Genomic DNA, 21514 nt, shown 5'->3' with positions numbered 1-21514 from the left:
GACCTGACTCTAGCTTTCTGCCAGGCCGGCATCAAATGCCGTATAGAGCACTCAATCTTTGTGTACACGCCGGCCGTTGCGGTCAGCCCAGAGCAAAAACGCCGAGATGGCACCACCGACGATCAGGACAAACAGACCAAGAGTCATCACTCAGTCTCCTTTGGAAAGAACTGCGCCTACGAGAAATAGTACAACACCGATGGCTATGAGGCTAAGAACGTCAGCCACAGCGCTCAGGTTCCAAGCGCGGCTCGAGCCGACGTATCCGCTCGCACCGATCAGCGCAGCTGCGGATAGCGTATGCGCGAATCGACCCGACTGCTGTCGCTGTTCCTTGGTGGGTGCCGTGACAGCCTTCCATGCCTGTTCCAGCAATCCCTGACGCTGCCGGCGAGAGCGGTCGAGCTGGTAGACACCGTTTTCAATCGGTTGCAACGGGTAACGGTATCCATCCTCATGGGCTACGATGGCATGACCGTCTCCCGACGCTTTGGCGCGCTGTACGATATCGAGCATGCGCGATGGCAAACTCACGAGACCGGGCGCCGGCTCATACTGCGCCTGGCCGTGAATCTCCTCGCCCGCCGTTGAAGTGAACGTGACTTTGATCAAGATCGTCATCGCCGCTCCTTCAACCACGACGCCCGGCCACCACGCGAAGCGTGGAAACCAGTTCGGCATAGCCACATTGCGTAGCCAGCGACTCCACACTGACCGTGTTGTCGCGGCCACCGGCCATGTCATTGCGACCGCGGCACGTCCGATAGGACATGCGAATGCCCTCGGCGCCAGGCGGATGCTGAATTTCTACCAGCAGCGAGTCGGTCTGCAACGCAAACACGTTGACGTCGCGCCGGCGCTGGCGATGCTCGCGGATCGTGTAATCGCGCGGGCGCAAAGCCATGTCGCCAGCAAATCGACGCAGCACGCGGCATGCGTCACGGCGCACATCCTGGCATGCCGCCGGATTGTCTGGAAAAGGCGCGAAAAAGGACTTGGGAAGTTTCATGGATATCCTCTGAATAGCTGTGGACATCCCTTCCCTGCCGGGACGAGTGTCCCGCAAGGGTTGGCCCGGCGATGCCGGACATTGGGTCGATGCGTCTATGACGCGGGTAAAAGCGGCTTGCCGAACCCCCGAAGGGTTGGGCAAGCCCTCTCGGGCTTGCGAATGGGATGGCGCCTGGGCTCAGGCGACATCGAACATCTTGCTGATCGCACGAACGCTGTCCCAAGCTTGGCGCTCGGTCAACGACTTGCCGATCAACAGCTTCTGCGCCGTGGTGGTCACGCCAGGCGCATCGCTGTCGTAGCCGATGCGGTCGACGTGGATTGCCCAGCCTTCGGACCAGCCGCGGTGCACGGACACGGCGAGCCGTTCACGAGCACCGAACTGGGGCCACTGGCGTGACGACTTGGGGCCGTACAGCGCCTCGTTGTCGTCATCCATGAAGTTGCTCGCGTTGAGCCATTCCGGCTCGAGGCCGGCGCTGCGCAACTGACGACGGATGTCGTCGGCGACTTCAAAAATGTATTTCCCCTTCGTTTCGATGGGGGCGATGGAAATGGGGGTTGTTTCTGCGACGTCGAACATGTGAATTGCTCCTGTTCGCGCCAGAGCCCCCACGCGGGAGGCCCGCGCGGGGGAAAGTGAAGGGATGGGGCTCCGACTGGAGCCAGGTCAGCGAGTGAGGCGGGAGCCGCCAGTACCCGAGACGAGGTACAGCCGCTCGCCAGTGACGAACTGCTGATCCGCGTCTTGCGTTACAACGATCTGGCGGCCGCTGTCCGTACGGACAATGACCTCCACGCCGCTGCGACGGCTCAGGTGATTGGCGGCCGTCTGAGCAATGACCGCAGAAACGGTGCCCGAGAGCGCGCCGGCCAGGTAACGGCCATTGCCGTTGCCGATGACGCGCGCACCCAGTACCGCGCCAACAACAGCACCCAGAACACCCGGCACGCCGGTGTTCGCAGACATCAAGCCGTCGGTATCAGCAATCGTTACTGGGCGGACCCGGACGACTGTGACAGCTTCAGCGGTACCTGGCCTCAGCGCTTCGGAACCCCGATAGGTATTCGGCGAAGTCGGCTGGGCGGCGCAGCCAGTAAAGACGGCGCAGCAAAGGAAAAGCAGGAAGAAACGCTTGATCATGTTGGCCTCAATGAAAAACGGGCCAACATGCCCACGGGCATGAGGCCCGTAGGGGGGAAGGGAGATGTCCGGCTATACAACCGGAAGGGTCGATGCGTCTGAGACGCGGTAGGTGCAGCAATGTTAGCAGGCTCAGCCGCGATTGTGGAGAGGGCTGATGGGGCAGCCAGCTGCTACCACCGTGGCGCGGTCCGGTGCATCCACGAGTTGCCAGCACCAGCTTTCGCCAAGCGAATAGAGCTGCAATTGCTGGCCGTCCACGATTTGCGGTCCCGCATGGAACCATTCTGCCTCGCCGTTCTCGTCGAACAGGAAGGCGTGGCGAGCCTCAACGTACACGAGGCCGGGCATCACTGCACAGAGACTGATCGCGTCCTGACGCGTAAACAACGAGACAGGAAAGCCGTTCCACATTGAGCCGTTCCAATACGCCCACACGAAGGCATTGTCTGGCAGCCAGCTGCCCGTCACGCGAACGCGGCGCCATGCGCGGTTCGTACCGCCTTGATTGGGGGAGTCGCTCATGATGTGCTCCGAAGAAAGAAAGGAGCACACCGCCAGGGCAGGTGCCCCAACGGGTTGAAAATGCAGTGTGGCGAAGTGCCACGAGGTCGATGCGTCCTGGACGCGAGGTGTGACGCGATCCTAGCAGCGCGGAACGCGCCTATCAAGTCGCTGCCACATAAGAAAAAAGCCATCCCCAAACGTCGGGGATGGCGGGCTCAGTCGGCTTGGCGAGGCGCGCGCGTCGCGCGCTTCGGCTCAGGTAGGCGATACCCGAATCTCAACCAAGCCTGTGGGTCGATCGGCAGCGGGTTAGTGCGACCGGCTGCCAGATTCACAAACGCGCCGCAGTACTGCAGGGTGCCCGTGCGGAACAGCGTCCACAGCAAATTGTACGCCTGCACCGCGATCGCCTGGTTGATCACCAGCGATTGCCTGCTAAGCGCATCGGCCATCGAACAGGAGGGCGCGGTGTCCTTCTTGTCCCCTTTCGGGTCCAGAAGTTCAGGGAACAAGTCGCCCACATGGGGCAGCCGTTCCGCCGCCTTGCCGCGGACCTGCCCCAGAATGACCTGGCCGCTGTCCGACTCGTTGCCGCAGTCGAGATAGTAGCCACCACCGCCGCGCGTCATTGCACCCAAGATGGCCTTGCGCGCGCGACGCGTATCGACGCAGCCGATCACCATGTCACAGCGAAAGCGGTCGCGACTGTCAACGCGACTGACCTGCGCTTCCCAGCGCGTGCCCATCAGGTTGTTCAGGCGATTCACCAGCAAGGTTGCCTTCGGTTGGCCAACATCGACCGGATAGAATCCCTGTCGGCCTACATTGGTCTCGCTGACGAGGTCATCATCGTAGACGGTACAGGCGATACCGCCCGGGTGTCCCAATTCCAACATCGCGTGGTGCAAACGTGCCAGATTGGGAAGCAGCGCACTACCCGTGCCGCCGGCACCGACCACGATGACGTTCCAGGCGCGCCTGGTCATGGCCGTGGGAATGCGATGCTCAATCATGCCATCGCCTCCTCACAGGCGGCATACCACTCCGCCGGCACCTTTTCCACCTTCTCGAAAATGCCCTTGGCACACAGCCGCAGCGCCATGGAAGCCACCGCGGATGCGCAATTGCCAATCACGAACGCGAACTTCACGTCGTGCCGGTCGTCACCATCGTCGGTGGCGGAGAAAAACGCTGGCGAACGGCCATGAGAATGGCAGTCCACCACCAGCACATCGTCGGCGCCAAGCTCAGGCCGCTGATACTTCAGGTGGCCAGCGCTATGCTCGAGGATGCCAACCGGAATGAGGCGGAACGCCACGGTGGCGGCGTTCCAAACGATCCAGGCACCCGTCTCCTTCGGATGGGCCTCGCGCGCCATGGCGGCGAAATCGCCGATCAGGTTCGCCGGGATGCGGCCGCAGATCAGGTCCGTCTCCTCCCGGGCGTCGCCGTACGGCACAGCGGTGCGATGCTGAAATTGCCCGAGGCAGCGTACCAGCCGGATCCAGGGGCGTGCGATTTCGAGAAATACACCGTTCGCGGCAACGAGAAGCCGCTCGCCGGCCCGGGACATGGGTTCGAGCTTGGAGAAGCGCGGCACCATGACCGACGGGAACGACTGTTGCAGGGTGACATCAGCAGGATGCATGGTCATTTTTCCAGTTTGCCGGCAATCAGATCGGCCAGCGTGCGTTTCATGGGGATGAGGACTTGCTTCGGGTAGTCGGTGAAGCGGCCGTCGAGCATGTCCTTCCAAAAGGCATAGGGGCCGCGCTCGAACTTGACGCGCGGATTCCCATGGTTGGGATGGGTGAAGGCAGAATCGAAGAACCCCGATTCCCATCCGGCAATCGAGACGACGTCGATCTGCTTGGGCACATGTGCGCTGCCAATGCAAATCTTCCCGTTGTCCCAGGTGTTGAAGTACGGCGGCTCGTGCAGCAGCGCGGCCGGTACCGGCCGGTCCTCGCCAGACAGCGCGAACACGCGGAATCCCGCGTGCGAGGCTTGGAAGACCAGGCCCGGATGCGGCACCACTGCGCTGCGTTCTCCAAACTCGTTGCACTTGAAGAACACGCGGCGATGGCACGGTGGGCACCACCACGTCACCGCGGTCGGACTGATCGACAGGACATTCGGCGTGAGGAACTCGCCTTTTGGCAGCGATGCTTCGGCAACCTGGCGCACCGCCTGAATCAGCGCCTGTCGATTGAGCGGCGTGCCGGCCCCGATGACGGGACGGCCAGTGCTTGCGTCAGGATCGATCCGATGCGCGGTGGCATACGAGAACTCGGCGACAGATCGGCCGTACAGCAGAATGGCGCCTTGCAGCGCCACGTCATGCGACCGCGTGGCGGTCAGGATCTCGGCCATGAGGCCCTCCTATGAAGAGATGAAAGTCAGGACACGGTCTAGCGCACCGATGATCCGCAGCATGCTGGCCAGATCACCGAACTGCTGGCGGATAGCCTTGCGCTCCGTCGCGATGGGAATGAAGCACTGGAACATCGTGGCCTCGCCACTGTTGCTCGCGCACTCGAAATGGTTGTCGAGCACTTCCGATACGTAGTCGCTCTCGCAATACGCGATCGTGGCTGCGGAATAGGCGGGCTCAGCCCATTGGGCGCCGGCAATTACTGATCGCTCGCGAGCTCTCGCCAACGTCAGCCGCAGATCGGCCAAGGCTGAGCAGACTTCGCTCAGCCACGCATCGTCCGAGCGTGCCAAGGCACGCAAGGTGCGTTGCGAAAGCACTTCAAGGCTGGACGAGCCCGCCTGGACATGCGAATGCCGTGGCAGGGTGTCGTCGGGCGCAAGTTCCGGACGAACAACGGAGGGCAGATAGCGCTCGATGTCCGCGTCATCTCCGCCCCAGTTTTCCTTCAGGAATTCCCGCGCACTGTCGTCATCGGCCAAGGTCGCGTCGTAGTCCCAATGCCACCGGGCGAATTCATCCAGCAACACATCTGGCGTTCGAACGAAGAGTGACCGGGAGCATGCGGCGTTGACCAGGCTCATGGCGGTGAAAAGCAGCGACGGGTCCGCCGCGCGCAGCGCCTGTGCCCTGGCAGTGCCGATGGAAAACACTTGCTCCCCGGGCAGCTCAATCGCCAGGTAAAGCGGCGAATTCAGCTCCGCTTCCCAACCGAACTGGGTCAGCTGGTCCGCCGCGGCGGGCTGATCGATCAACGCGAAGCCAAACTGCAGGCGCTGACAATGCGGGATACGCGGGTTCAACCACGCGAAAATCGCTTGCGCGAAGGCGTCGCCGGCCCCGGTGGGATCGGACACGTCGCTCGCTCGCAGAACACCTGCATCGAACTGGGCGATCACCACGTCGGTGATTTCGACCTCGTCGCAGAACGTCACGCGCGCCGCGGCTGGCACGGAGCGAGCCACCGCTGGCAGGGTCAGAAAACGATGGGCAGGTCCACGTCCGGCAGCGGGATGCTGTCGGTGTGACGTCCATGCGGGTTGGTGTCCTGCAGGGAAATCAAGAACAGTCGACCGAGGATCGAACAGCATTGTTGGGTCTCCTCAGAATGAAAAAAAACCGCCCTTTCGGGCGGCTCCTGTTTGATGGCGGCAAACTGCCCGGTGGACAGTGCCTTCATGAGGTCAGATTTGCGCATCGGCGCCCTTGGCGCCGGCGGCGCGCACGAACGTGTAGCGAGCGACTTCGCCCTTGTGCTCCGGGCCATCCACCGCGGCGGTGGTGAGCTCCGGATACTGGGCCGCATAGACGTCCTTGACCTGTTCCGGCGTGAACTGCTGACCGGGGTCCATCAACGTCATGCCGTTGTAGGCAAACTCGCGCGTGAGCTTCGTGACTTCGATTGCCATGTCAGCCTCCTTCAGAGCAACGATGCGAGATCCGTACCGCCCGAGGTGGCAGCGCTGCCTTCGGCTGTCGTCGAGGCCTCGCCCTCCGCACTCTCTTGCGGCTTGCATTCTTCATCGTTTGCATCCGACGATTCCGCCGGTGCCGCAGCCTTGACCAGTGCCTTGGTGGCCTTGCTCGACTGCGAGGACTTAGCCGCTTCCAGAATGGACTTGGTGGCCTCGGCCTGCTCTGCGAGCGACTGGCGGGCAGCGGTGACGCTGGCCAGGGCTTGCGCGAAGCCTTCGTCCAGTTCGGCGGGCGTGGCCGACAGCACCAGCGGCGTGGTCAGCGCAGCATCCGCCGCATTCTTGATGACGGGCACAACGACAACAGACATCAGGTCGCCCTGCATGGTGAGCGTGACGACCACTTTCTCACTCGCGCGCACGAGCGCAGCCAGTTCAGTGAACATAGGTGAATCCTTTTGGGGAAAATGGAATGACGGGCAGCGCGCCGGTAGCGCGCCCCCCGATTGAATGGATCAATAGCCGAGGACCTTGGGGACCTTGCCGTTGTAGTCGAAGCCATTGACAGCCAGGAGGCCAGCAACCACTTCTGCTTTCGATTTGCCGAACAGCTTGGCAAAGCCATCGCCCAGCACCTTGCGGATGCCGAGTTCGTCTGCCAGAACCTTCATTTCGGACTTGGTCAGCATCTCGAGGAAGTCCTGGGACTTCTGCAGGTTCCAGTGATGGCGCAAATCGAGCTTGTGGTACCGGCACAACTCACGGAGGTTGCTCACCTCCATGCCGTCGATGGCCGCTACCGTCATGCCGATCGTCAGCTGCTGGCGCCGTCCGACGTCCATGCCGTGGACCGCCGTGAGGCAGCCCTGCAGGGTCGACGATGGCTTCTTTTCGGTGAGCTTCTCAAAGAATTTGCCCATCACGTCGCCGCCGATGTTGCGCGACAGCCCGTGCATGGCGATGGCCAGGAGATAGGCATTGGCCTGCTCGGCGTTCTGCGCGACCTCCTTGCGCAGCGCCTTGCGCCAGAGTTCGGTGCGGTACTGCTTCACCTTCTCCGACTCGCTGATGACCGTGACAGGCTTCTCTGCGGCCGCGGAGGACTTATCGCCCTTCGTTGCCGCGGCCGGCTTGCCAGCACCCTGCTTCCCAGCAGGTGCCTTGGCGGCGTCACGTTCTGCCTTGATCCGGGCTGCCACCTTCTGCTGGTTGCAGGCCGTATCGAAGCATTGACCGCTGAACACCTTGCCCATGGAATCCGGCAGGCCGCTCACCGCGGCACCGAAATTCTGACAGGCATGGCACGCCTTGGCCTGTTCTTCACCTACGCCGGTCGGACCATCCACTTTCAGCTGAATGCGGGTATGGTTGTCGCCGGCGCGAACGATGCGCACGATTGGGAACTCTTCCTTGAGCTCGTAGGCAATGCCTTCGAGCTTGCGGTCGGTCTTTTCGGTATAGCAGGACCTGTTGGTGCAATTGCCGGTGGCGATCGCTTCACCGAACATCTCCGTTTGCAACGAAGAGTTGTGGGGACACGCCGCGCAGTCGGACTTGTCGAAGATGGCCGATTCCAGGCTGCACGCGGCGGCCTCGATGGTCTTCTTCAACTCCGACACCGACTTCTTTTCGCTGACGATGACCGGCAGGAGCTTATCCTGCTTGTCCTTGGCAAGCGTAGCCAGCAGTTCGGCATGGCCCAGCTGGATGACACGCGTGTTCAGTGCCTCCAGGACGGAGTCGCTGCAGTTCAGCAGCGCGAGGCGCTTGTCGAGCGTCGAGCGTGACCACCCAATGACCCGGGCGGCTTCATCACGGTCGCCTTTCAGCAGGCCAACGATGTGCGCTGCCTCCACGGCCTCCTCCGAAGGCGCCATGTCGGCACGTTGCACGTTTTCAATCAACGCCAGGCGGGCAGCCTCAGCGTCAGTCAGCACCTTCACGCTGACGGGGACCTGGTATCCCTCGCCATGGGCCGCCAGTGCGGCGCGGTAGCGGCGTTCACCTGCCACCACTTCGTACTCATGCCCATTCTCATCGTCCTCAATGGGACGGATCAGAATCGGCTGGACGACACCATCCAGGCGAACGGACTCAGTCAGCTCAGCCATTTGGACAGGATCGAAGTACTTGCGCGGATTACGGCCAGGACGAATCTTGCCAATGACAACAGTGGGGTTTTGCATCTTTTGGGTTCTCCGAGACGGAATGGGGAACCCGTTGCCGCACCGGGAACAGGTTCCCGGTGGGATGGAAGGATGGACTGGCCCGGCAAAGCGGGAGGCCACCGTACTGCAGAAGCTGGCCCCAAAGGGGCGAAGGTCGATGCGTCTTGGACGCGTAAGTGGGAGAAGGATATCCGAACTCGGTCCGATGAATCAATAGGTTCGTGCCAACGCTCTCGACCAGTAGGTACGACGATTAATGAGCAACAAGAGACGGGTCATCGTCGAATGTCGAAGGGAATGGTTACCCGACGACGAGAAAGTCGGAGGCACCCTCAAGGCGCCCTACCAGTACGGCCCATGAGCCGCGGCTCAGAAAGAGAGCGAGCCGAGCGACCGCGGCTAGTCGGTAGCGCGCTAGGCTAACGACCGAATTCGGCTGCGGATTCAACCGGTCGATGCAACACAACCCCGCTGCCGTGATCAAGGGCAATGCCGCACGCTTTGGCGCGCCGATCCTGATTGACCTCGGCGGCAGAGGCATTCGTGGCATCGAGCGGGTGGACAAGGAATACGTGATCGCCGCCGGGCCGGTGGCCGACGATGGGACGTTTGCGCTGTACCGGTGATCTGGCGCCAGCACGGATACGCCCGTGGCATTCGGTACGGACGCCATGGCCGATGTGAAGCCCGAGGGCCTGTTTGAGCTGTCGGGCACGACGGCTGTCCGCTTCCACTCTGACGACGGCGACGTGCAGTACGGCAAGCGCGTGTGCAAGGATGTGCCGGCCGCCCCGCAAGCAATTCCGCAGCGTCGTCCTCACGCCATAGGCATCAGCCCGGTACGCCGTACCTAAACTACAGGCGTGAGCCGGGCTCTCCCCATCTCATCGCAGCCCTCGAGGACCCGTCCCGACATGGAAAATGCAGTACCGTCGGCTTACCACACGCCAAGGAGCAGGGCATGCAGTTTCTCTGGCCGCAAATGCTCTGGCTGCTGCTCTCGCTTCCCCTGCTGGCAGCCGCTTACCTGTACCTGATTGCGCGGCGCAAGAAAATCGCCCTGTTGTATGCCAGTCTTGCGCTGCCGCGCGCCGTGCTGGGTCGCAATCAACGACTGCGGCGTCACATCCCGCCGCTACTCTTCCTGCTCGCGCTGGGCGCAGCCCTGCTGGCTTGCGCCCGTCCTATCGCGACCATCACGCTGCCGACCGACACTGTCACATTGGTACTGGCCATGGATACCTCCCGCAGCATGGCGGCGACCGATGTCGCGCCCGCCCGGATCAGCGCCGCCCAGCAGGCTGCGCGGGATCTCATCGTCGGCCTGCCGGCCAGCGTGCGCCTGGGCATTGTCTCTTTTGCCGCCACGGCGACCGTGGTGCTGTCCCCCACCGACAACCGGCACGACATGCTCGACGCGATCGATCGCTTCCAACTCCAGCACGGCACGGCGACCGGCAGCGGATTGATCCAGGCGCTGGCGGTGTTGTTCCCCGACGATGGCATCGACCTGGAAGCAATCCTCTTCAGCGGCGAGTCGCTCGCACCCGGGCCCGGCGGCAGATCCCGGACAGAGGCCGCCGCGGCGGCGGCCGTCCGCAAGCGCGAGCAGGAGCAGCCGTCGGCGCAGCCCGGTTCTTATCGGCACGGTGCAGTGATCCTGCTCAGCGATGGTCGCCGCACCACTGGTCCGGACCCTCTGGACGCCGCGCGCATGGCCGCCCAGCGCGGTGTGCGCGTCTATACCGTGGGCTTTGGTACGCCGCGGGACGAGGGTGCGGCAGTGTCGAGCCTCTCTGACTCCCTGGATGAACCCACGTTGCGCGAGGTCGCGACGCTCACTGACGGCGAGTACTTCCAGGCTGGCTCGGCTGCGGACCTGACGCAGGTGTATCGCCAACTGAGCGCCCGTTTCGCGCTGGAGCGCAAGGAAATCGAGATCAGTGCCTTGCTGGCAGCGGCCTCGGTCCCACTGCTGGTCGCGGCCTGCGGTCTGTCGCTGCTGTGGTTCCGGCGGTGAACTGGGGCTTGCGCATCCGCATGTCTTCAATCATGCGCTGGCGCAGCGGGCTGATGGCGGGCGTCGCGACTAAACGGCTGCCTTGCCAGAACTTTAGGCGCCATGGGTCTCAATCAGCACCCGAACAGGTATCGGCCGCCCTGTCAGACCAGATCCAGGCCCGAGTTCCACGCCCGGTTCGACGGCGCTTCTGCAGGGGCTGGGGAGCGGCAGGTCGCCGCAGTATGCCGCTTGGATGAACCATTTCTTCTTGCCAATCAGGTCGCTGAGGTCCTTGGACGGGCACGTTGGCGCGAACTGTAGGAAACCGGAATTAGCCGGACTGGCGTGAAATCCCGTAAGCCTGAGCCAGAAGCTGCCGCGACCGAGATGGCCTGACTGCCATTTCAGCGTCCGCAACCGGCTGCCATGAAGCGTCGTTGGCCCTCGAACTCACGTCGTCGCAATGTCCGACACGTTATTCAAAGTCATTGCAAGTAGGGTCGCACCATGGCGGCTGAGGGACGGTCGATGATATCGATGCTCGTCTTCGGCATCGCCGGTCGATAGGCGTCCGCTCTCCACCACCATGGCCGAAGTTTGTTGCGATGACAATCCGGAGCGCCTAGTTCCTGGAGCTAACGTGAAAGCCAGTGCCGAGTTCAGCGTGCATTATGAAGATGCTGATTTCTTAGAAACGTGTGACGGCCTTTTCGCGCGCAATCAAGAATTCATTATCATGCAAGGGGGAAAATGTAGCCAAATGCAGGAAGGCGGCCGACCTCTTCTTGAGAATGAATCCCAGCGACCAAGAGGACGATGGGAGAACCTGAAGATGCTTGCAAAACTTGGCTCGGCTGGAATGGGCGCCCTCAACTAATGGCTGTGTGTAACAAGGGGACTTTGCTGGGCTGGACAGTTAGCCCGAAACGCATGATCGAATTCGTTAACGCGCTTCAGTTACCTATCGCGGCGACCGGTCTGGGCGACACACGTACACTGATTATCCCTGTGGCGCCGACCATCTTCTATGAAGCCGGCCCAGAAACGCGAAAGACGATGGGAATCTCTGACGGGATGCTCCGACTTTCCGTCGGCATTGAGGATATTGACGACTTGATCGCCGACTTCTCTCAGGCGTTGACGCTTACTATGTGATCTTCGCGCCCCAAGTCTATTCAGACTAAGAAGATTCAGCGCGGTCACCGACTCTGGCTGGCCTGGCTTTTACTTTTCCAAGTGCCCCAACACCTTCATCAAGCGGCATCCAACCGGACGTGCCTTGGATGCGCGGATCCACGAGCCATCTGACTACTAACCGGACAAGCATAAAAGAGGCCGAGGAAGGCCTGCTCAGCCAACTCCTCGGCAAAAGCATGAAGCTGGAAATGCTAGAAGGAGTGCCGTACCCCGATCACTGCGCCAAGCTGGTTTTGGCCGGGATTCGTGTTTTCGAAGGACTTGCCTGAATCAAAGAAGCCCAGGTTGGATGTGCCCTTGTTCTTCGTGTAGCCGATCGACGAATACGCGTGTGTGCGCTTCGAGAATGCATAGTCGGCATTCAACACGAACAGCCACGGATCGCTGCCGGTGTTCTTGAAATCCTGATAGTACGCAGCACCGGTCAGAACGATCGCTGGAGTCACCTGCCAATTCACACCCGCCCAATATAGATTCGATCCCTGATTCTGGTTGCCGGCAATGGAACCAGGGATGATGCCCCCATCGAAGGCCCGCGCCCATCGGTAACCGGCGAAGAGTTTCGTCGGACCAATTGCATAGGTCGCAGCCGCGGTAACGCGGCGGGCAGTAGCATCGGGGTTCAGTGTCGTGGTTCCAGTGTTGAGCTCGTCGTAGGCAATTGCCAGACTCAAGGCCCGCAGGTTGTAGGTGATGTAGCCACCGAACTCTCGCCCCAGCTTCGGACTGCCTGGCACTTCGCTGCCATTCACGACAGTGCTGTCTGCGCCAAAGCTGTAAAAGGACGATACCGTCAGCCCGCCGAAATTGCCGACATACTTCACCGTATTGTCGGCACGTTGCACGTATGCGGCATCTTGCGTAAAGACTGAATACTTAGGGGCGAGGGTCATCGGATCGAAGTTGCCGACGAAATCGAAGAATGAACCCTGCTGCCTCCCTAACAGGATACTGCCCCACTGGCCAACCAATCCCACGTAGGCGGAGCGACCGAACAGCCTGCCCGCCTGCCCCGACTTACCGGTATCAGGGTCAAAGCCGCTTTCGAGGACGAAGAGTGCCTTCAGTCCTCCGCCCAAGTCCTCCGTCCCTCGAATCCCCCAACGCGAACCCGCGATGTTGCCCGAAGAAACACGAGCGACGGTGTCGCCCGCGCCCGGCTGATGGTTTGCAAACTCCACACCAACATCCACGACGCCATACAGAGTGACCGAAGACTGCGCAGACGCTGCCCCCGAAACCAATAGGGAAATCGACGCACTAAGCAGCTTCACTGCGTTGGTTCTCACCTTCATTGTCTCCACCGTTATTCAGATAATTTATAGTTCAATGAAACAAGACACCCGCTTTGTGGGGGTAAATCGCGACAGCAAGAAAATTAGGACGAACGCCCCCTTCCCCACATCCAGGATGTGGGTATTCGGGTAATCACGCTTGATTAGATAAGCGCTAAATGGGCTGGACCGGAAACGTCTGAGCGCGAAGAGCAGGCGCGTGCCGGTGCTCCTTGAGAAGCAAGTCCGCAGCTTTCTCGCCAATCATCAGACACGGCGCGTTGATGTTCCCGGACGTAATGCGGGGCATGACGGAGGCGTCAGCGATACGAAGGCCATCGACTCCTCGTACGCGAAGCTCAGGATCGACAACAGAGTCCTCATCATTTCCCATCCGGCACGTTCCACACGGGTGGAAGACCGTGCTAGCGGTGCGACGAACGAAGTCCAGGATCTCCGCGTCGGACTTAACGGCAGGACCTGGCGAATACTCGCTCGCCACAATCTCGTTCATTGGCGTCGCCTGAGTATTTCCCTTGCTCGCTTGATGGCATCAACGAAAAACGTCCTATCTTCCTCGGTGCTTAGGTAATTCGGTCGAATTACGGGAGCACTACGGGGATCCGCGTCTCTCAGTTCGATGGTGCCTCGGCTCGAAGGCCACGATTGTGAAACTGACAGATTGAATCCCGAGAATGCGTGGAGTGGCTGGCCGATCCCCTCCGCGCTGAACGGCAGCAGGAATGCCTGACCGTCGACCACCGGCACGGAAGTTCGCGACTTGAAGAACATTCCCGCTTGTGCCGCCGCATAGGAAAGCGGGCCGCGCCTCCGCAACAGGAAGTTAAGCCCTGTGAGGATCTTCCCGAGCCACGTCCTGACTTGGTCGTTCACAGTAATCGGTTCACTTGCTCGACAGATAATTCTTGCCGACAAATGGTCTTGGAGATTTCTTCCGACTTCCTGGCGATCGACCTTGACGTCAATACCCTTGGATTTCAGGTGCTCGCGCGGTCCCACACCGGACAGCATCAAGAGCTTTGGTGTATTGACGGCACCGCCGCACAACACGACTTCGCGTCGTGCCAGGACCCTGGTTGTAGCGCTCTTCCCGACGTGGTACTCCACACCAACCGCCTTTCCTTTTCCAATCAGAATCCGGTCAACATGGGCATACACGCATACGTTTAGATTCGGTTGGCGGCGCTTCGTTGGATGCAGCGCCCCCCGAGCGGAGCTGGAGCGGAACCCTCGCTTCACAGTCAGGTCGTAGTACCCGATTCCATCTTGCTTCGGTCCGTTAAAGTCGTCGTTGCGCTCCAAGCCAATGCCGACGCCAGCGGCAATAAAGCTGTCGCAGAGCTTCGTGCGGTCCTTTGGTTTGATGACGCTCACCGGCCCACCTTTAGCATGGAGGTCAGTATCTCCTAGATAGTGGTCTTCCACCTTGAGGAAATACGGCAACACATCCTTCCAGCCCCAGCCCGGACATCCGCTATCCCGCCAGCCATCAAAGTCCTCCGGCTGACCGCGCATGTAGATCAGCCCATTGATCGCCCCAGACCCACCGATGACCTTACCCCTGGGCCAATACACTTTACGATTGTGAAGTTCGGGCTCGAGCTCAGTCTGGTAGCACCAGTTCACTCCCTTGTTGATGATCGACTTTGCAAAGCCAATGGGTACGTGAATCCAAACGTTCCGGTCCCACCCTCCAGCCTCGAGCACTAGCACTGAGAATCGCCCGTCCTCACTCAGCCGGCTCGCCATGATGGATCCGGCGCTACCCGCACCAACCACGACGAAATCATAGGATTGCTCAGACAAGGCAGGCTCCTTCATTGTTGTTTACGTGTCGTCCTAAGAACGCCTCGTTGATCTCGGCATCCTCGAGCAAATCGATCGATCTTCCTTCTCTGTAAAGCTGTCCGTTCACCAGGACATAGGTGTAGTCGGATAGGCGCATAGCGGCCTTGGCGTTTTGTTCCACCAGCAGAATCGAGAGCCCGGTTTGATTCAGCTTCTTCAAGACCGAGAAGATTGCCTTGACGACAAGCGGAGCCAGTCCCATCGACGGTTCGTCGAGCAGCAGCAATCGCGGGCGTGTCATCAACGCACGTCCGATCGCCAGCATCTGCTGTTCGCCTCCGGACATCAGTCCTGCCAACTGCGTTCGCCGCTCATACAACCGCGGGAACAGTTCAAAGACCGCGTCGAGCTCTGAGTTCGAAAAGCTCCGTCGGCGGGAGTAGGCCCCCATCATCAGGTTTTCGAGGACTGACATCTGGGCGAAAACTTGCCGCCCCTCTGGGGACTGCACGACGCCCAGGCTTACGATCTTCTCGGCCGGCTGACTTTGAATCGCTTTTCCGTCGAAAAGGATTTCCCCTCCGTATTATGAAGTGCATCATAGAATACATATTGGGGCGCGCGACACGGTCCGCGGGATCAATCCCACAGCGTTTTCGCTTTGAGTGGATGTGCGCAAGAAGCGTGTGAATTCCGATCGTCCGACGTCCCAAGCCATGGAAAAGTGGGTGAAAGGAGCCTGACTTACGTTGGCAGACTTTTAATGCGGCATTCGTCGAATGCTTCTCGCGCAGTCTTCCCGTGATACTCATCGGGAAGGCCGTCTTCACTCCTATTCCACCCGTTCGATCAGATTGCCTGAGCGTCGCAAATGGGTCGGAAGCGGTAATCCGTGGGTCGCTGCCGGCCTGGCGAGCGATGATCGGCCGCCTTCGGCCAAGAGCGGTCATCGACACAGAAGCTCCCGCAAGCACAGTCAAAAGCGATACTGCAAACGAATCGCGCCGTTCTACCGCGGCGCTTGATCGGCTTCATGCCGCCGCCAGCTGCGGGACTTTATGTGTCATGCGCTGTCATGGTAAGGCTTGAGCGCTAAGATTCGATCGAGTGTTCCGCGGGCCATCGGTTCGAGCGCAGCGCTTACGGCATCCTATATAAATCGTCTGAATGTCCAAAATGTAGGTGGGCCCATTGCGGAGAAGTTCAAAGCTCTTTCCCACTGTCACTACCTTTCGTCCTATTAGGTTGCAATTCGGCAGAACGCACCGCTTTATTGGCATCGACATCTCCCCATTCCCGCTCAGTACTTCAGCGCCAGGGCCAGAAATACACACAATCATCGTGTAGAGACCTCTGGTGCGGGAGCTGATCGGGTCGATTGCCTCGCCCAAGCGGGTTGTGCTGGACGAAGATGTGCAGGGAAACGGAATTAGTGAGACTAGCGCCACATATAGGACTTCGCGAGATTGATCATGCGCGAATTACGCGCGCACCTGCTTGGCGAGCTCTTGAAAGTGCGCCCCGAGCGCTTCGACGAGGCCGGAAACGAGCGCCGTCTTGAGCCGTCCTTTCATGCTCACCGCGAAGAATTCGATCGGCACCACTGGCTCTACGAGTGTGTGCACCGTCACGTCGTAGCGTGCGCACGCAGGCACCACGAAGCCGGGTAGGGCGGCCACGCCGTGGCCCGCCTCCACCATCGAGATCATGGCCTGGATGTTCTGGAGTGCGGTGGTCCGTCGCGTGGTGATTCCGAGGGCGCGAAGCTGCGTGTCCACGAGCTTCTGGATGGGGTTGTCATTCGGGAGCACGACGAGCTCCTGTTCGTCCAGGGCCGACCACTTCACCTTGCGTCCCGTTTCGAATCCGCGCCCGCGTGTCCTGGAATCCATCGCCTTGGCCTTGACCAGCACCATGTCAAAACGGGCGAGCAACTGCCGGTCGATGCCCGTGGCCGGCCGGAAGAAAGCACCAAGACCGACGTCAAGTTCTCCCGCTTCGATCCCCAACAGGATCTCGCGTCGGTCAAGGTCGCTGATCGAGACGCGGACTGCGGGGTGCGTCTCATGGAACGCCTGCAACCACAGGGGAAGCACGCTCGATGCAATCAGCGGCGTCGCCGCAAGGGAGATTCGTTGCTCCGCTTCCGCGGAAAGTCGCCCGACGTTGGATGTGGCGGCTTCCCAGTCCGCCATCATGCGGCGCACGGTCGGCAGCAGTGATTCGCCTGCAGGCGTGAGTCGCACGCTCCGCGTCGTGCGATCGAACAGCCTTGCGCCGACCTGCGCCTCGAGGTCCTTGAGCATGAGGCTTAGGCCTGCCTGCGTCACGAAGATTTCCTCTGCCGCCCGCGTGAAGCTTCCTAGCCGGGCGATGGCCAGAAATGCCTGCAGTTGCCGAGTGCTGACGTTCATTTCGTTTACTAATGAATTGATTTGATAGTTTAACTTCCAAAATCTTTGTGCGTGCGATGAAATTGACCTCCATCAACGCAGCGATCCCGCAAAAGGAGCATCCAACATGACGCCGCCCTCCCCAAGAATCCTCATTGCCGGTGCTGGCATTGGTGGTCTGTGCTGCGCTCTGGCACTGATCCAGCGCGGCTTCCGCGTCACCGTCCTGGAGCAGGCGCCGCAACTCGGCGAAGTCGGGGCCGGGTTCCAGGTCAGCGCCAACGGCGTCCGTTGCCTGGCCGACCTAGGCTTGGCATCGGAGCTGAAGGACATCGCCACCGAGGCGGGCGGCAAGCAGGTGCGCCTGTGGAGTACAGGCCAGACATGGAAGCTGTTCGATCTCGGTGCCGAGTCGGTGCGCAAGTACGGCTTCCCCTACTACATGATCTACCGGCCGGACCTGCATGGTCTGATGGAATGTCACGTGAGACGATTGCAACCGGACGCGATCCGGCTGGGCGCGAAGGTGGTCGGCGTCGAACAGAACGACGTCGGTGTCGAGGTGGAGCTCGAAGGCGGCGAGCGGATTCGCGGTGACATCCTCATCGGCGCCGATGGCGTGCACTCGCGCGTGCGCCGCGCCCTGTTCGGAGCGGGCGACGCGCAGTTCACCGGCTGTGTCGCCTGGCGCGGTCTCATTCCGCGCGAGAAGATTCCGCGCCATCTTCAGGCTAACGTTGGTACCAACTGGATCGGTCCCGGTGCGCACGTCATCCACTACCCCCTTCGCAATGGCGAACTCATGAACTTCGTGGGTATCGTCGAGCGCACGGACTGGCAGGTCGAGTCCTGGACGGAACGCGGCAGCATCGAGGAATGCCTGAAGGACTTCGAGCGCTGGCACAACGACGTGCAGGCGTTGATCCAGGGGATCCAGCAGCCGTACAAGTGGGCGCTTCTTAGCCGGCAGCCCATGGACCGATGGACCGTCGGCCGTTCCACTCTCCTGGGCGACGCCTGCCATCCCACACTGCCCTTCCTTGCACAAGGCGCGGTGATGGCTCTGGAGGACGGCATCGTGCTCGCACGCTGCCTGGCGGCGAACGCCGAGCACCCGGAAGCGGCCTTGGCCCGGTACGAGGCCCTACGGCTGGAACGCACCTCGCGCATCGTGCTGGGCTCGGCGGCGAACGCGGCGCGCTTCCACAACCCGCTGCTGGCGGACCCAGTGGAGGCGAGCCGCTACGTGGACGCCGAGTGGAGCGAGCAGCATGTGCGCGAGCGCTACGAATGGCTTTTCAGCTACGACGCCACCGCGGTCGACGTGTCCGCGGGTCACCCCACTGCGACGCAGACCTAAGAACCCAGTCAGGACCTCAAGATGAAACAGACCCAACCCTTGCACGACCTCCTGCACGACCTGGTGCACGCCTTCCAGATCCTGGCCATGGATGGACAAGGCAGTGGCGTCTCCGGACACCTCACAGCGCGCTTGCCCGGTGCGCGTACGTTCTGGAGCATTCCGTACGGATACGGATTCGAGGAGGCCACGGCGGACGCATTGATCGAGTCCGACTTCGACCTGCGCACGGTGACCGGGACGTTGCCATGCAACCCGACTCTCAATATCCACACCGAGATCTACAATGCGCGCCCTGAGGTGTGCTGCATTCTGCACACGCATTCGGAAGCTTCCCTGGCCCTGGGCGTGATCGGCAGCAACCTCGAGCCGGTGACGCAGAGCGGCGCGCTGTTCTACGAGGACATCGTGCTGTTCGACGAGTTCGAGGGCATCGTTCTCGACAAGAAGGAGGGCGCCAGCATCGCATCCAGGCTGGGCCCGAACCGTGCGATCCTGCTGCGCAACCACGGGTCCGTGGTCGTGGGCAACTCGATTGCCGACGCCACGATCGCCGCGACCGTCCTCGAATTCGCCGCGCGGGTGCAACTGCAAGCCATGTCCGCAGGCACGCCCAAGTTGTTGCCGACCGCCGAAGCGCGGCAGACCAAGTCCTTCCTGCAGCGCCCCGACGTCGTCGATCTGCGGTGGCAGCTGCTGGTGCGACAGGCGCGCAGGCACAACCCGAACTTCTCGTACGAGCGAACCGTTTGAAGAGCATGCAATCCCCTTCGTTCCCCAAAGTCCTGATGCTGCTGACGTCGGACTTCGTCACGAGCCGCTACGAAGCACTCCGCTCCCGCGCCCCCGGTCTGCACGTGATCACCGACATCGAAGGCGCCTCTGATCCAGACGTCACCGCGCTGTTCGCCTTCAAGCTGCCTGCCGGCATCGCACCGCGCCTTCCCAACCTGCGCCTGGCAGCCTCGGTGGGCGCCGGTGCGGACGGCATCCTCTCGGCCCCAGACCTGCCGCCCCATGTGAAGGTCACGCGCGCCGTCGAACCGGGCCTCGGGTTCAGCATGGCGCAGTTCGTGAGCCTGCAGATCCTGCGGCACTTCCGCTCGCTGCCAGCGATGGAGCGACAGCACGCGGCGGGTGAATGGAAGCGGTTGCCCGTCCCCGACGCCAGCCAGCTCACCGTGGGCATCATGGGGCTCGGTTCCATCGGCTCCGTCGTCGCCGACGCACTCTTGGCGCTCGGATTCAGGGTCATCGCGTGGACGCGCACGTCGGCGCGAGAAGCGCGCGTTCCCGTCTTCGTCGGCGAGAGCCAGAAGGACGACTTCCTCGCGCAATCGAACTACCTCGTCTGCCTGCTGCCTTTCACAGCGGAGACGAAGGGCACTTTGGACCACGCCAGCCTGCGCAAGTTGCCCAAGGACAGCTTCGTGGTGAATGTGGCGCGCGGCGGCATCGTCGTGGAGGACGACCTGCTAGCCCTCGTCGACGAGGGACATCTCGCCGGCGCGGCGCTCGACGTGTTCGCGTCGGAGCCGCTGCCCGCCAACAGCCCCTTCTGGCACCACGAGCGGATCCTGGTCACGCCCCACGTCGCCGCGCAGCCGACGGTCGGCCCCGTCGTGGAGCAGTTCCTGGAGAACCTGCAGCGCCTCGCGCAGGGCCAGCCTTTGCTCAACCAGGTCGACAGAAGCGTCGGTTACTAGCCGGCGCTCATCCCACACCCAATTCAGGAGACAAAGAAGTGAAAATCATCGATAAGCTGCTTGCCTGCGCCGCACTCACCGTCGCAGCCACCATCGTACCCACAGCGGGCATGGCCGCGGATGCTTACCCCTCCAAGCCAATCAAGCTGGTCCTGCCGTTCGCGGCCGGGGGCCAGTCCGATGTCGTCGCCCGCATCGCCGCGGAGCGCCTCACGTCTGCCCTTGGCCAACCGGTGGTCGTCGAAAATCTCGGAGGTGCCGGAGGCATGATCGCGGCCTCCAAGGCGGCACGATCGCCCGCGGACGGCTACACCCTCTTTCTGCCGAATGCCAGCACGTTGACCATTGCGCCCCACCTGCAACCGGGCTCCGGCATCACGCCTGCATCATTCGCGGCGATTGCCACCGTGAGCCAGTTTCCGCTGGTGCTGGTCGTAAACAGCAACTCTCCCTACAAGTCGCTGGGAGATGTGATAGCAGCAGCCAAGAGCAAGCCTGGCAAGCTGAGCTTCGCCTCGCCGGGCGTCGGCACGACGCCGCATCTTGCCGGTGAAACCTTCAGCCAGGAAGCAGGCATCACGATTACCACCGTGCCCTACAAGGGCGGCGCGCCAGCGCTCAACGACCTGCTCGCCGGCCAAGTCGATCTCTACTTCGAGGCACCCGCGACGATCGTTCCGCATATCCAGGCGGGAAAGCTCCGCGCACTGGCTGTCACAGGCAAGAATCGCATGGCGGCGCTTCCCAAAGTGCCCACGGTTGCGGAGCAAGGCTTCCCCAAGCTCACCCTGGAGAGTTGGGCTGCATTCGTCGCCCCGAAAGGGACGCCCCCGGCCATCATCGAGCGGCTGCGCACTGAAATCGAAAAGGTGGTGAAGAGCCAGGACTTCACACGCAAGCTGGAGGAACGGGGATTCGAGCCACTCTCCACGAGCCCGGCAGAACTTGCACGCATGATCAACGAGGAGAGCGTGCGCTGGGGGCAGATCATCAAGGACCGTCACATCACGGTGAATTGATCGCTGCCTTTGCAAGGCGACCAACATCAAGTATCAAAGCGGCTTCGTCAACGAGTTCGCGGGCGAGGCCGCGCC

At 61.5% G+C, this 21514-nt stretch carries 27 protein-coding genes; 9 read left to right on the top strand and 18 right to left on the bottom strand.

The window, feature by feature from the left end; all coding sequences use genetic code 11:
* Positions 1-150: 150 nt before the first annotated feature.
* The 13 genes from ACOCMH_RS13390 to ACOCMH_RS13330 form a co-directional block, all read right to left on the bottom strand.
* Positions 151-621 carry a hypothetical protein gene (locus ACOCMH_RS13390; protein ID WP_427308732.1) on the bottom strand — a complete coding sequence of 157 codons (471 nt, stop codon included), beginning with the start codon at positions 619-621 and terminating at the stop codon, positions 151-153.
* A 10-nt stretch (positions 622-631) separates the two neighbouring features.
* A complete protein-coding gene (locus tag ACOCMH_RS13385) occupies positions 632-1009 on the bottom strand; it encodes a hypothetical protein (protein WP_427308730.1) in 378 nt (125 codons plus the stop codon).
* A 180-nt stretch (positions 1010-1189) separates the two neighbouring features.
* The gene (locus tag ACOCMH_RS13380; protein ID WP_427308729.1) at positions 1190-1594 is read right to left on the bottom strand and encodes a hypothetical protein; all 405 of its coding nucleotides are present in this window, start codon (positions 1592-1594) and stop codon (positions 1190-1192) included.
* 87 nt (positions 1595-1681) lie between these two features.
* Complete coding sequence (locus ACOCMH_RS13375; RefSeq protein ID WP_427308727.1) at positions 1682-2155, bottom strand: glycine zipper 2TM domain-containing protein; 474 nt, start codon at positions 2153-2155, stop codon at positions 1682-1684.
* A gap of 132 nt (positions 2156-2287) precedes the next feature.
* Complete coding sequence (locus ACOCMH_RS13370; protein WP_427308725.1) at positions 2288-2680, bottom strand: hypothetical protein; 393 nt, start codon at positions 2678-2680, stop codon at positions 2288-2290.
* A gap of 197 nt (positions 2681-2877) precedes the next feature.
* Positions 2878-3675, bottom strand: coding sequence for a PRTRC system ThiF family protein (locus tag ACOCMH_RS13365; protein WP_427308724.1), 798 nt, complete (start codon positions 3673-3675; stop codon positions 2878-2880).
* The gene (locus ACOCMH_RS13360) at positions 3672-4310 is read right to left on the bottom strand and encodes a PRTRC system protein A (protein ID WP_427308722.1); all 639 of its coding nucleotides are present in this window, start codon (positions 4308-4310) and stop codon (positions 3672-3674) included. Before ACOCMH_RS13360 ends, ACOCMH_RS13365 begins: the two co-directional genes overlap by 4 nt.
* A 2-nt stretch (positions 4311-4312) precedes the next feature.
* Positions 4313-5035, bottom strand: coding sequence for a PRTRC system protein B (locus ACOCMH_RS13355; RefSeq protein ID WP_116342835.1), 723 nt, complete (start codon positions 5033-5035; stop codon positions 4313-4315).
* A 9-nt stretch (positions 5036-5044) separates the two neighbouring features.
* Positions 5045-6031 carry a PRTRC system protein F gene (locus tag ACOCMH_RS13350; RefSeq protein ID WP_427308720.1) on the bottom strand — a complete coding sequence of 329 codons (987 nt, stop codon included), beginning with the start codon at positions 6029-6031 and terminating at the stop codon, positions 5045-5047.
* 41 nt (positions 6032-6072) lie between these two features.
* Entirely contained in the window at positions 6073-6276 is a 204-nt protein-coding gene (locus ACOCMH_RS13345; protein ID WP_427308718.1) for a hypothetical protein, read from the bottom strand.
* 4 nt (positions 6277-6280) lie between these two features.
* Positions 6281-6505, bottom strand: coding sequence for a PRTRC system protein C (locus ACOCMH_RS13340; protein WP_116342839.1), 225 nt, complete (start codon positions 6503-6505; stop codon positions 6281-6283).
* Between the two features lie 11 nt (positions 6506-6516).
* Positions 6517-6957, bottom strand: coding sequence for a PRTRC system protein E (locus ACOCMH_RS13335; protein WP_427308716.1), 441 nt, complete (start codon positions 6955-6957; stop codon positions 6517-6519).
* A 69-nt stretch (positions 6958-7026) separates the two neighbouring features.
* Positions 7027-8697: a PRTRC system ParB family protein gene (locus ACOCMH_RS13330; protein ID WP_427308715.1), complete on the bottom strand. Its 1671-nt coding sequence runs from the start codon at positions 8695-8697 to the stop codon at positions 7027-7029.
* 437 nt (positions 8698-9134) lie between these two features.
* On the opposite strand from ACOCMH_RS13330, the gene ACOCMH_RS13325 reads away from it, so the two are divergent.
* From ACOCMH_RS13325 to ACOCMH_RS13305, 5 genes are all read left to right on the top strand, one after another.
* A complete protein-coding gene (locus ACOCMH_RS13325) occupies positions 9135-9305 on the top strand; it encodes a hypothetical protein (RefSeq protein WP_427308713.1) in 171 nt (56 codons plus the stop codon).
* Positions 9306-9329: 24 nt separating this feature from the next.
* On the top strand, positions 9330-9533 hold the full coding sequence (locus ACOCMH_RS13320) for a hypothetical protein (RefSeq protein ID WP_427308711.1): 204 nt from the start codon (positions 9330-9332) through the stop codon (positions 9531-9533).
* A 107-nt stretch (positions 9534-9640) separates the two neighbouring features.
* Positions 9641-10699 carry a VWA domain-containing protein gene (locus ACOCMH_RS13315; protein ID WP_112776500.1) on the top strand — a complete coding sequence of 353 codons (1059 nt, stop codon included), beginning with the start codon at positions 9641-9643 and terminating at the stop codon, positions 10697-10699.
* A gap of 622 nt (positions 10700-11321) precedes the next feature.
* Positions 11322-11558, top strand: a complete 237-nt coding sequence (locus ACOCMH_RS13310) for a hypothetical protein (protein ID WP_427309241.1) — start codon at positions 11322-11324, stop codon at positions 11556-11558.
* A complete protein-coding gene (locus ACOCMH_RS13305) occupies positions 11498-11836 on the top strand; it encodes a PLP-dependent transferase (protein ID WP_427308709.1) in 339 nt (112 codons plus the stop codon). Before ACOCMH_RS13310 ends, ACOCMH_RS13305 begins: the two co-directional genes overlap by 61 nt.
* Positions 11837-12069: 233 nt before the next feature.
* Here ACOCMH_RS13305 and ACOCMH_RS13300 read toward each other — a convergent pair whose 3' ends face one another.
* From ACOCMH_RS13300 to ACOCMH_RS13280, 5 genes are all read right to left on the bottom strand, one after another.
* A complete protein-coding gene (locus ACOCMH_RS13300) occupies positions 12070-13173 on the bottom strand; it encodes a porin (protein WP_427308707.1) in 1104 nt (367 codons plus the stop codon).
* A gap of 154 nt (positions 13174-13327) precedes the next feature.
* Complete coding sequence (locus ACOCMH_RS13295) at positions 13328-13666, bottom strand: GMC oxidoreductase (RefSeq protein WP_427308705.1); 339 nt, start codon at positions 13664-13666, stop codon at positions 13328-13330.
* On the bottom strand, positions 13663-14979 hold the full coding sequence (locus ACOCMH_RS13290) for a GMC family oxidoreductase (RefSeq protein WP_427308703.1): 1317 nt from the start codon (positions 14977-14979) through the stop codon (positions 13663-13665). The genes ACOCMH_RS13295 and ACOCMH_RS13290 overlap by 4 nt, the downstream gene beginning before the upstream one ends.
* Positions 14972-15535, bottom strand: a complete 564-nt coding sequence (locus tag ACOCMH_RS13285; RefSeq protein ID WP_427309214.1) for an ABC transporter ATP-binding protein — start codon at positions 15533-15535, stop codon at positions 14972-14974. The genes ACOCMH_RS13290 and ACOCMH_RS13285 overlap by 8 nt, the downstream gene beginning before the upstream one ends.
* Positions 15536-16442: 907 nt before the next feature.
* Entirely contained in the window at positions 16443-17375 is a 933-nt protein-coding gene (locus ACOCMH_RS13280; RefSeq protein WP_427308702.1) for a LysR family transcriptional regulator, read from the bottom strand.
* Positions 17376-17481: 106 nt separating this feature from the next.
* On the opposite strand from ACOCMH_RS13280, the gene ACOCMH_RS13275 reads away from it, so the two are divergent.
* Genes ACOCMH_RS13275 through ACOCMH_RS13260 form a run of 4 tightly spaced genes read left to right on the top strand, consistent with a single transcriptional unit; the run spans position 17482 to position 21439 of the window.
* Positions 17482-18714: an FAD-dependent monooxygenase gene (locus tag ACOCMH_RS13275; RefSeq protein ID WP_427308700.1), complete on the top strand. Its 1233-nt coding sequence runs from the start codon at positions 17482-17484 to the stop codon at positions 18712-18714.
* 21 nt (positions 18715-18735) lie between these two features.
* Positions 18736-19467, top strand: coding sequence for a class II aldolase/adducin family protein (locus ACOCMH_RS13270; RefSeq protein ID WP_427308698.1), 732 nt, complete (start codon positions 18736-18738; stop codon positions 19465-19467).
* A gap of 5 nt (positions 19468-19472) precedes the next feature.
* Complete coding sequence (locus ACOCMH_RS13265) at positions 19473-20420, top strand: 2-hydroxyacid dehydrogenase (RefSeq protein ID WP_427308696.1); 948 nt, start codon at positions 19473-19475, stop codon at positions 20418-20420.
* 38 nt (positions 20421-20458) lie between these two features.
* Positions 20459-21439: a Bug family tripartite tricarboxylate transporter substrate binding protein gene (locus tag ACOCMH_RS13260; protein WP_427308694.1), complete on the top strand. Its 981-nt coding sequence runs from the start codon at positions 20459-20461 to the stop codon at positions 21437-21439.
* The last annotated feature ends 75 nt before the right edge of the window (positions 21440-21514 follow it).

Origin of the sequence: Cupriavidus sp. H39 (assembly GCF_050271075.1) — a bacterium.
Lineage (GTDB): Bacteria > Pseudomonadota > Gammaproteobacteria > Burkholderiales > Burkholderiaceae > Cupriavidus > Cupriavidus necator_B.
Note: the sequence above shows the minus strand (reverse complement) of the source record. Positions and strands in the feature narration are given on the sequence as shown.

Coding starts and splice junctions, on each gene's coding strand:
- ACOCMH_RS13355 (WP_116342835.1), bottom strand. CDS start 5,035: ATGGCCGAGATCCTGACCGCCACGCGGTCGCATGACGTGGCGCTGCAA.
- ACOCMH_RS13300 (WP_427308707.1), bottom strand. CDS start 13,173: ATGAAGGTGAGAACCAACGCAGTGAAGCTGCTTAGTGCGTCGATTTCC.
- ACOCMH_RS13370 (WP_427308725.1), bottom strand. CDS start 2,680: ATGAGCGACTCCCCCAATCAAGGCGGTACGAACCGCGCATGGCGCCGC.
- ACOCMH_RS13330 (WP_427308715.1), bottom strand. CDS start 8,697: ATGCAAAACCCCACTGTTGTCATTGGCAAGATTCGTCCTGGCCGTAAT.
- ACOCMH_RS13270 (WP_427308698.1), top strand. CDS start 18,736: ATGAAACAGACCCAACCCTTGCACGACCTCCTGCACGACCTGGTGCAC.
- ACOCMH_RS13345 (WP_427308718.1), bottom strand. CDS start 6,276: ATGAAGGCACTGTCCACCGGGCAGTTTGCCGCCATCAAACAGGAGCCG.
- ACOCMH_RS13390 (WP_427308732.1), bottom strand. CDS start 621: ATGACGATCTTGATCAAAGTCACGTTCACTTCAACGGCGGGCGAGGAG.
- ACOCMH_RS13275 (WP_427308700.1), top strand. CDS start 17,482: ATGACGCCGCCCTCCCCAAGAATCCTCATTGCCGGTGCTGGCATTGGT.
- ACOCMH_RS13340 (WP_116342839.1), bottom strand. CDS start 6,505: ATGGCAATCGAAGTCACGAAGCTCACGCGCGAGTTTGCCTACAACGGC.
- ACOCMH_RS13380 (WP_427308729.1), bottom strand. CDS start 1,594: ATGTTCGACGTCGCAGAAACAACCCCCATTTCCATCGCCCCCATCGAA.
- ACOCMH_RS13305 (WP_427308709.1), top strand. CDS start 11,498: ATGGGAGAACCTGAAGATGCTTGCAAAACTTGGCTCGGCTGGAATGGG.
- ACOCMH_RS13385 (WP_427308730.1), bottom strand. CDS start 1,009: ATGAAACTTCCCAAGTCCTTTTTCGCGCCTTTTCCAGACAATCCGGCG.
- ACOCMH_RS13280 (WP_427308702.1), bottom strand. CDS start 17,375: ATGAACGTCAGCACTCGGCAACTGCAGGCATTTCTGGCCATCGCCCGG.
- ACOCMH_RS13265 (WP_427308696.1), top strand. CDS start 19,473: ATGCAATCCCCTTCGTTCCCCAAAGTCCTGATGCTGCTGACGTCGGAC.
- ACOCMH_RS13365 (WP_427308724.1), bottom strand. CDS start 3,675: ATGATTGAGCATCGCATTCCCACGGCCATGACCAGGCGCGCCTGGAAC.
- ACOCMH_RS13315 (WP_112776500.1), top strand. CDS start 9,641: ATGCAGTTTCTCTGGCCGCAAATGCTCTGGCTGCTGCTCTCGCTTCCC.
- ACOCMH_RS13335 (WP_427308716.1), bottom strand. CDS start 6,957: ATGTTCACTGAACTGGCTGCGCTCGTGCGCGCGAGTGAGAAAGTGGTC.
- ACOCMH_RS13325 (WP_427308713.1), top strand. CDS start 9,135: ATGCAACACAACCCCGCTGCCGTGATCAAGGGCAATGCCGCACGCTTT.
- ACOCMH_RS13295 (WP_427308705.1), bottom strand. CDS start 13,666: ATGAACGAGATTGTGGCGAGCGAGTATTCGCCAGGTCCTGCCGTTAAG.
- ACOCMH_RS13375 (WP_427308727.1), bottom strand. CDS start 2,155: ATGATCAAGCGTTTCTTCCTGCTTTTCCTTTGCTGCGCCGTCTTTACT.
- ACOCMH_RS13360 (WP_427308722.1), bottom strand. CDS start 4,310: ATGCATCCTGCTGATGTCACCCTGCAACAGTCGTTCCCGTCGGTCATG.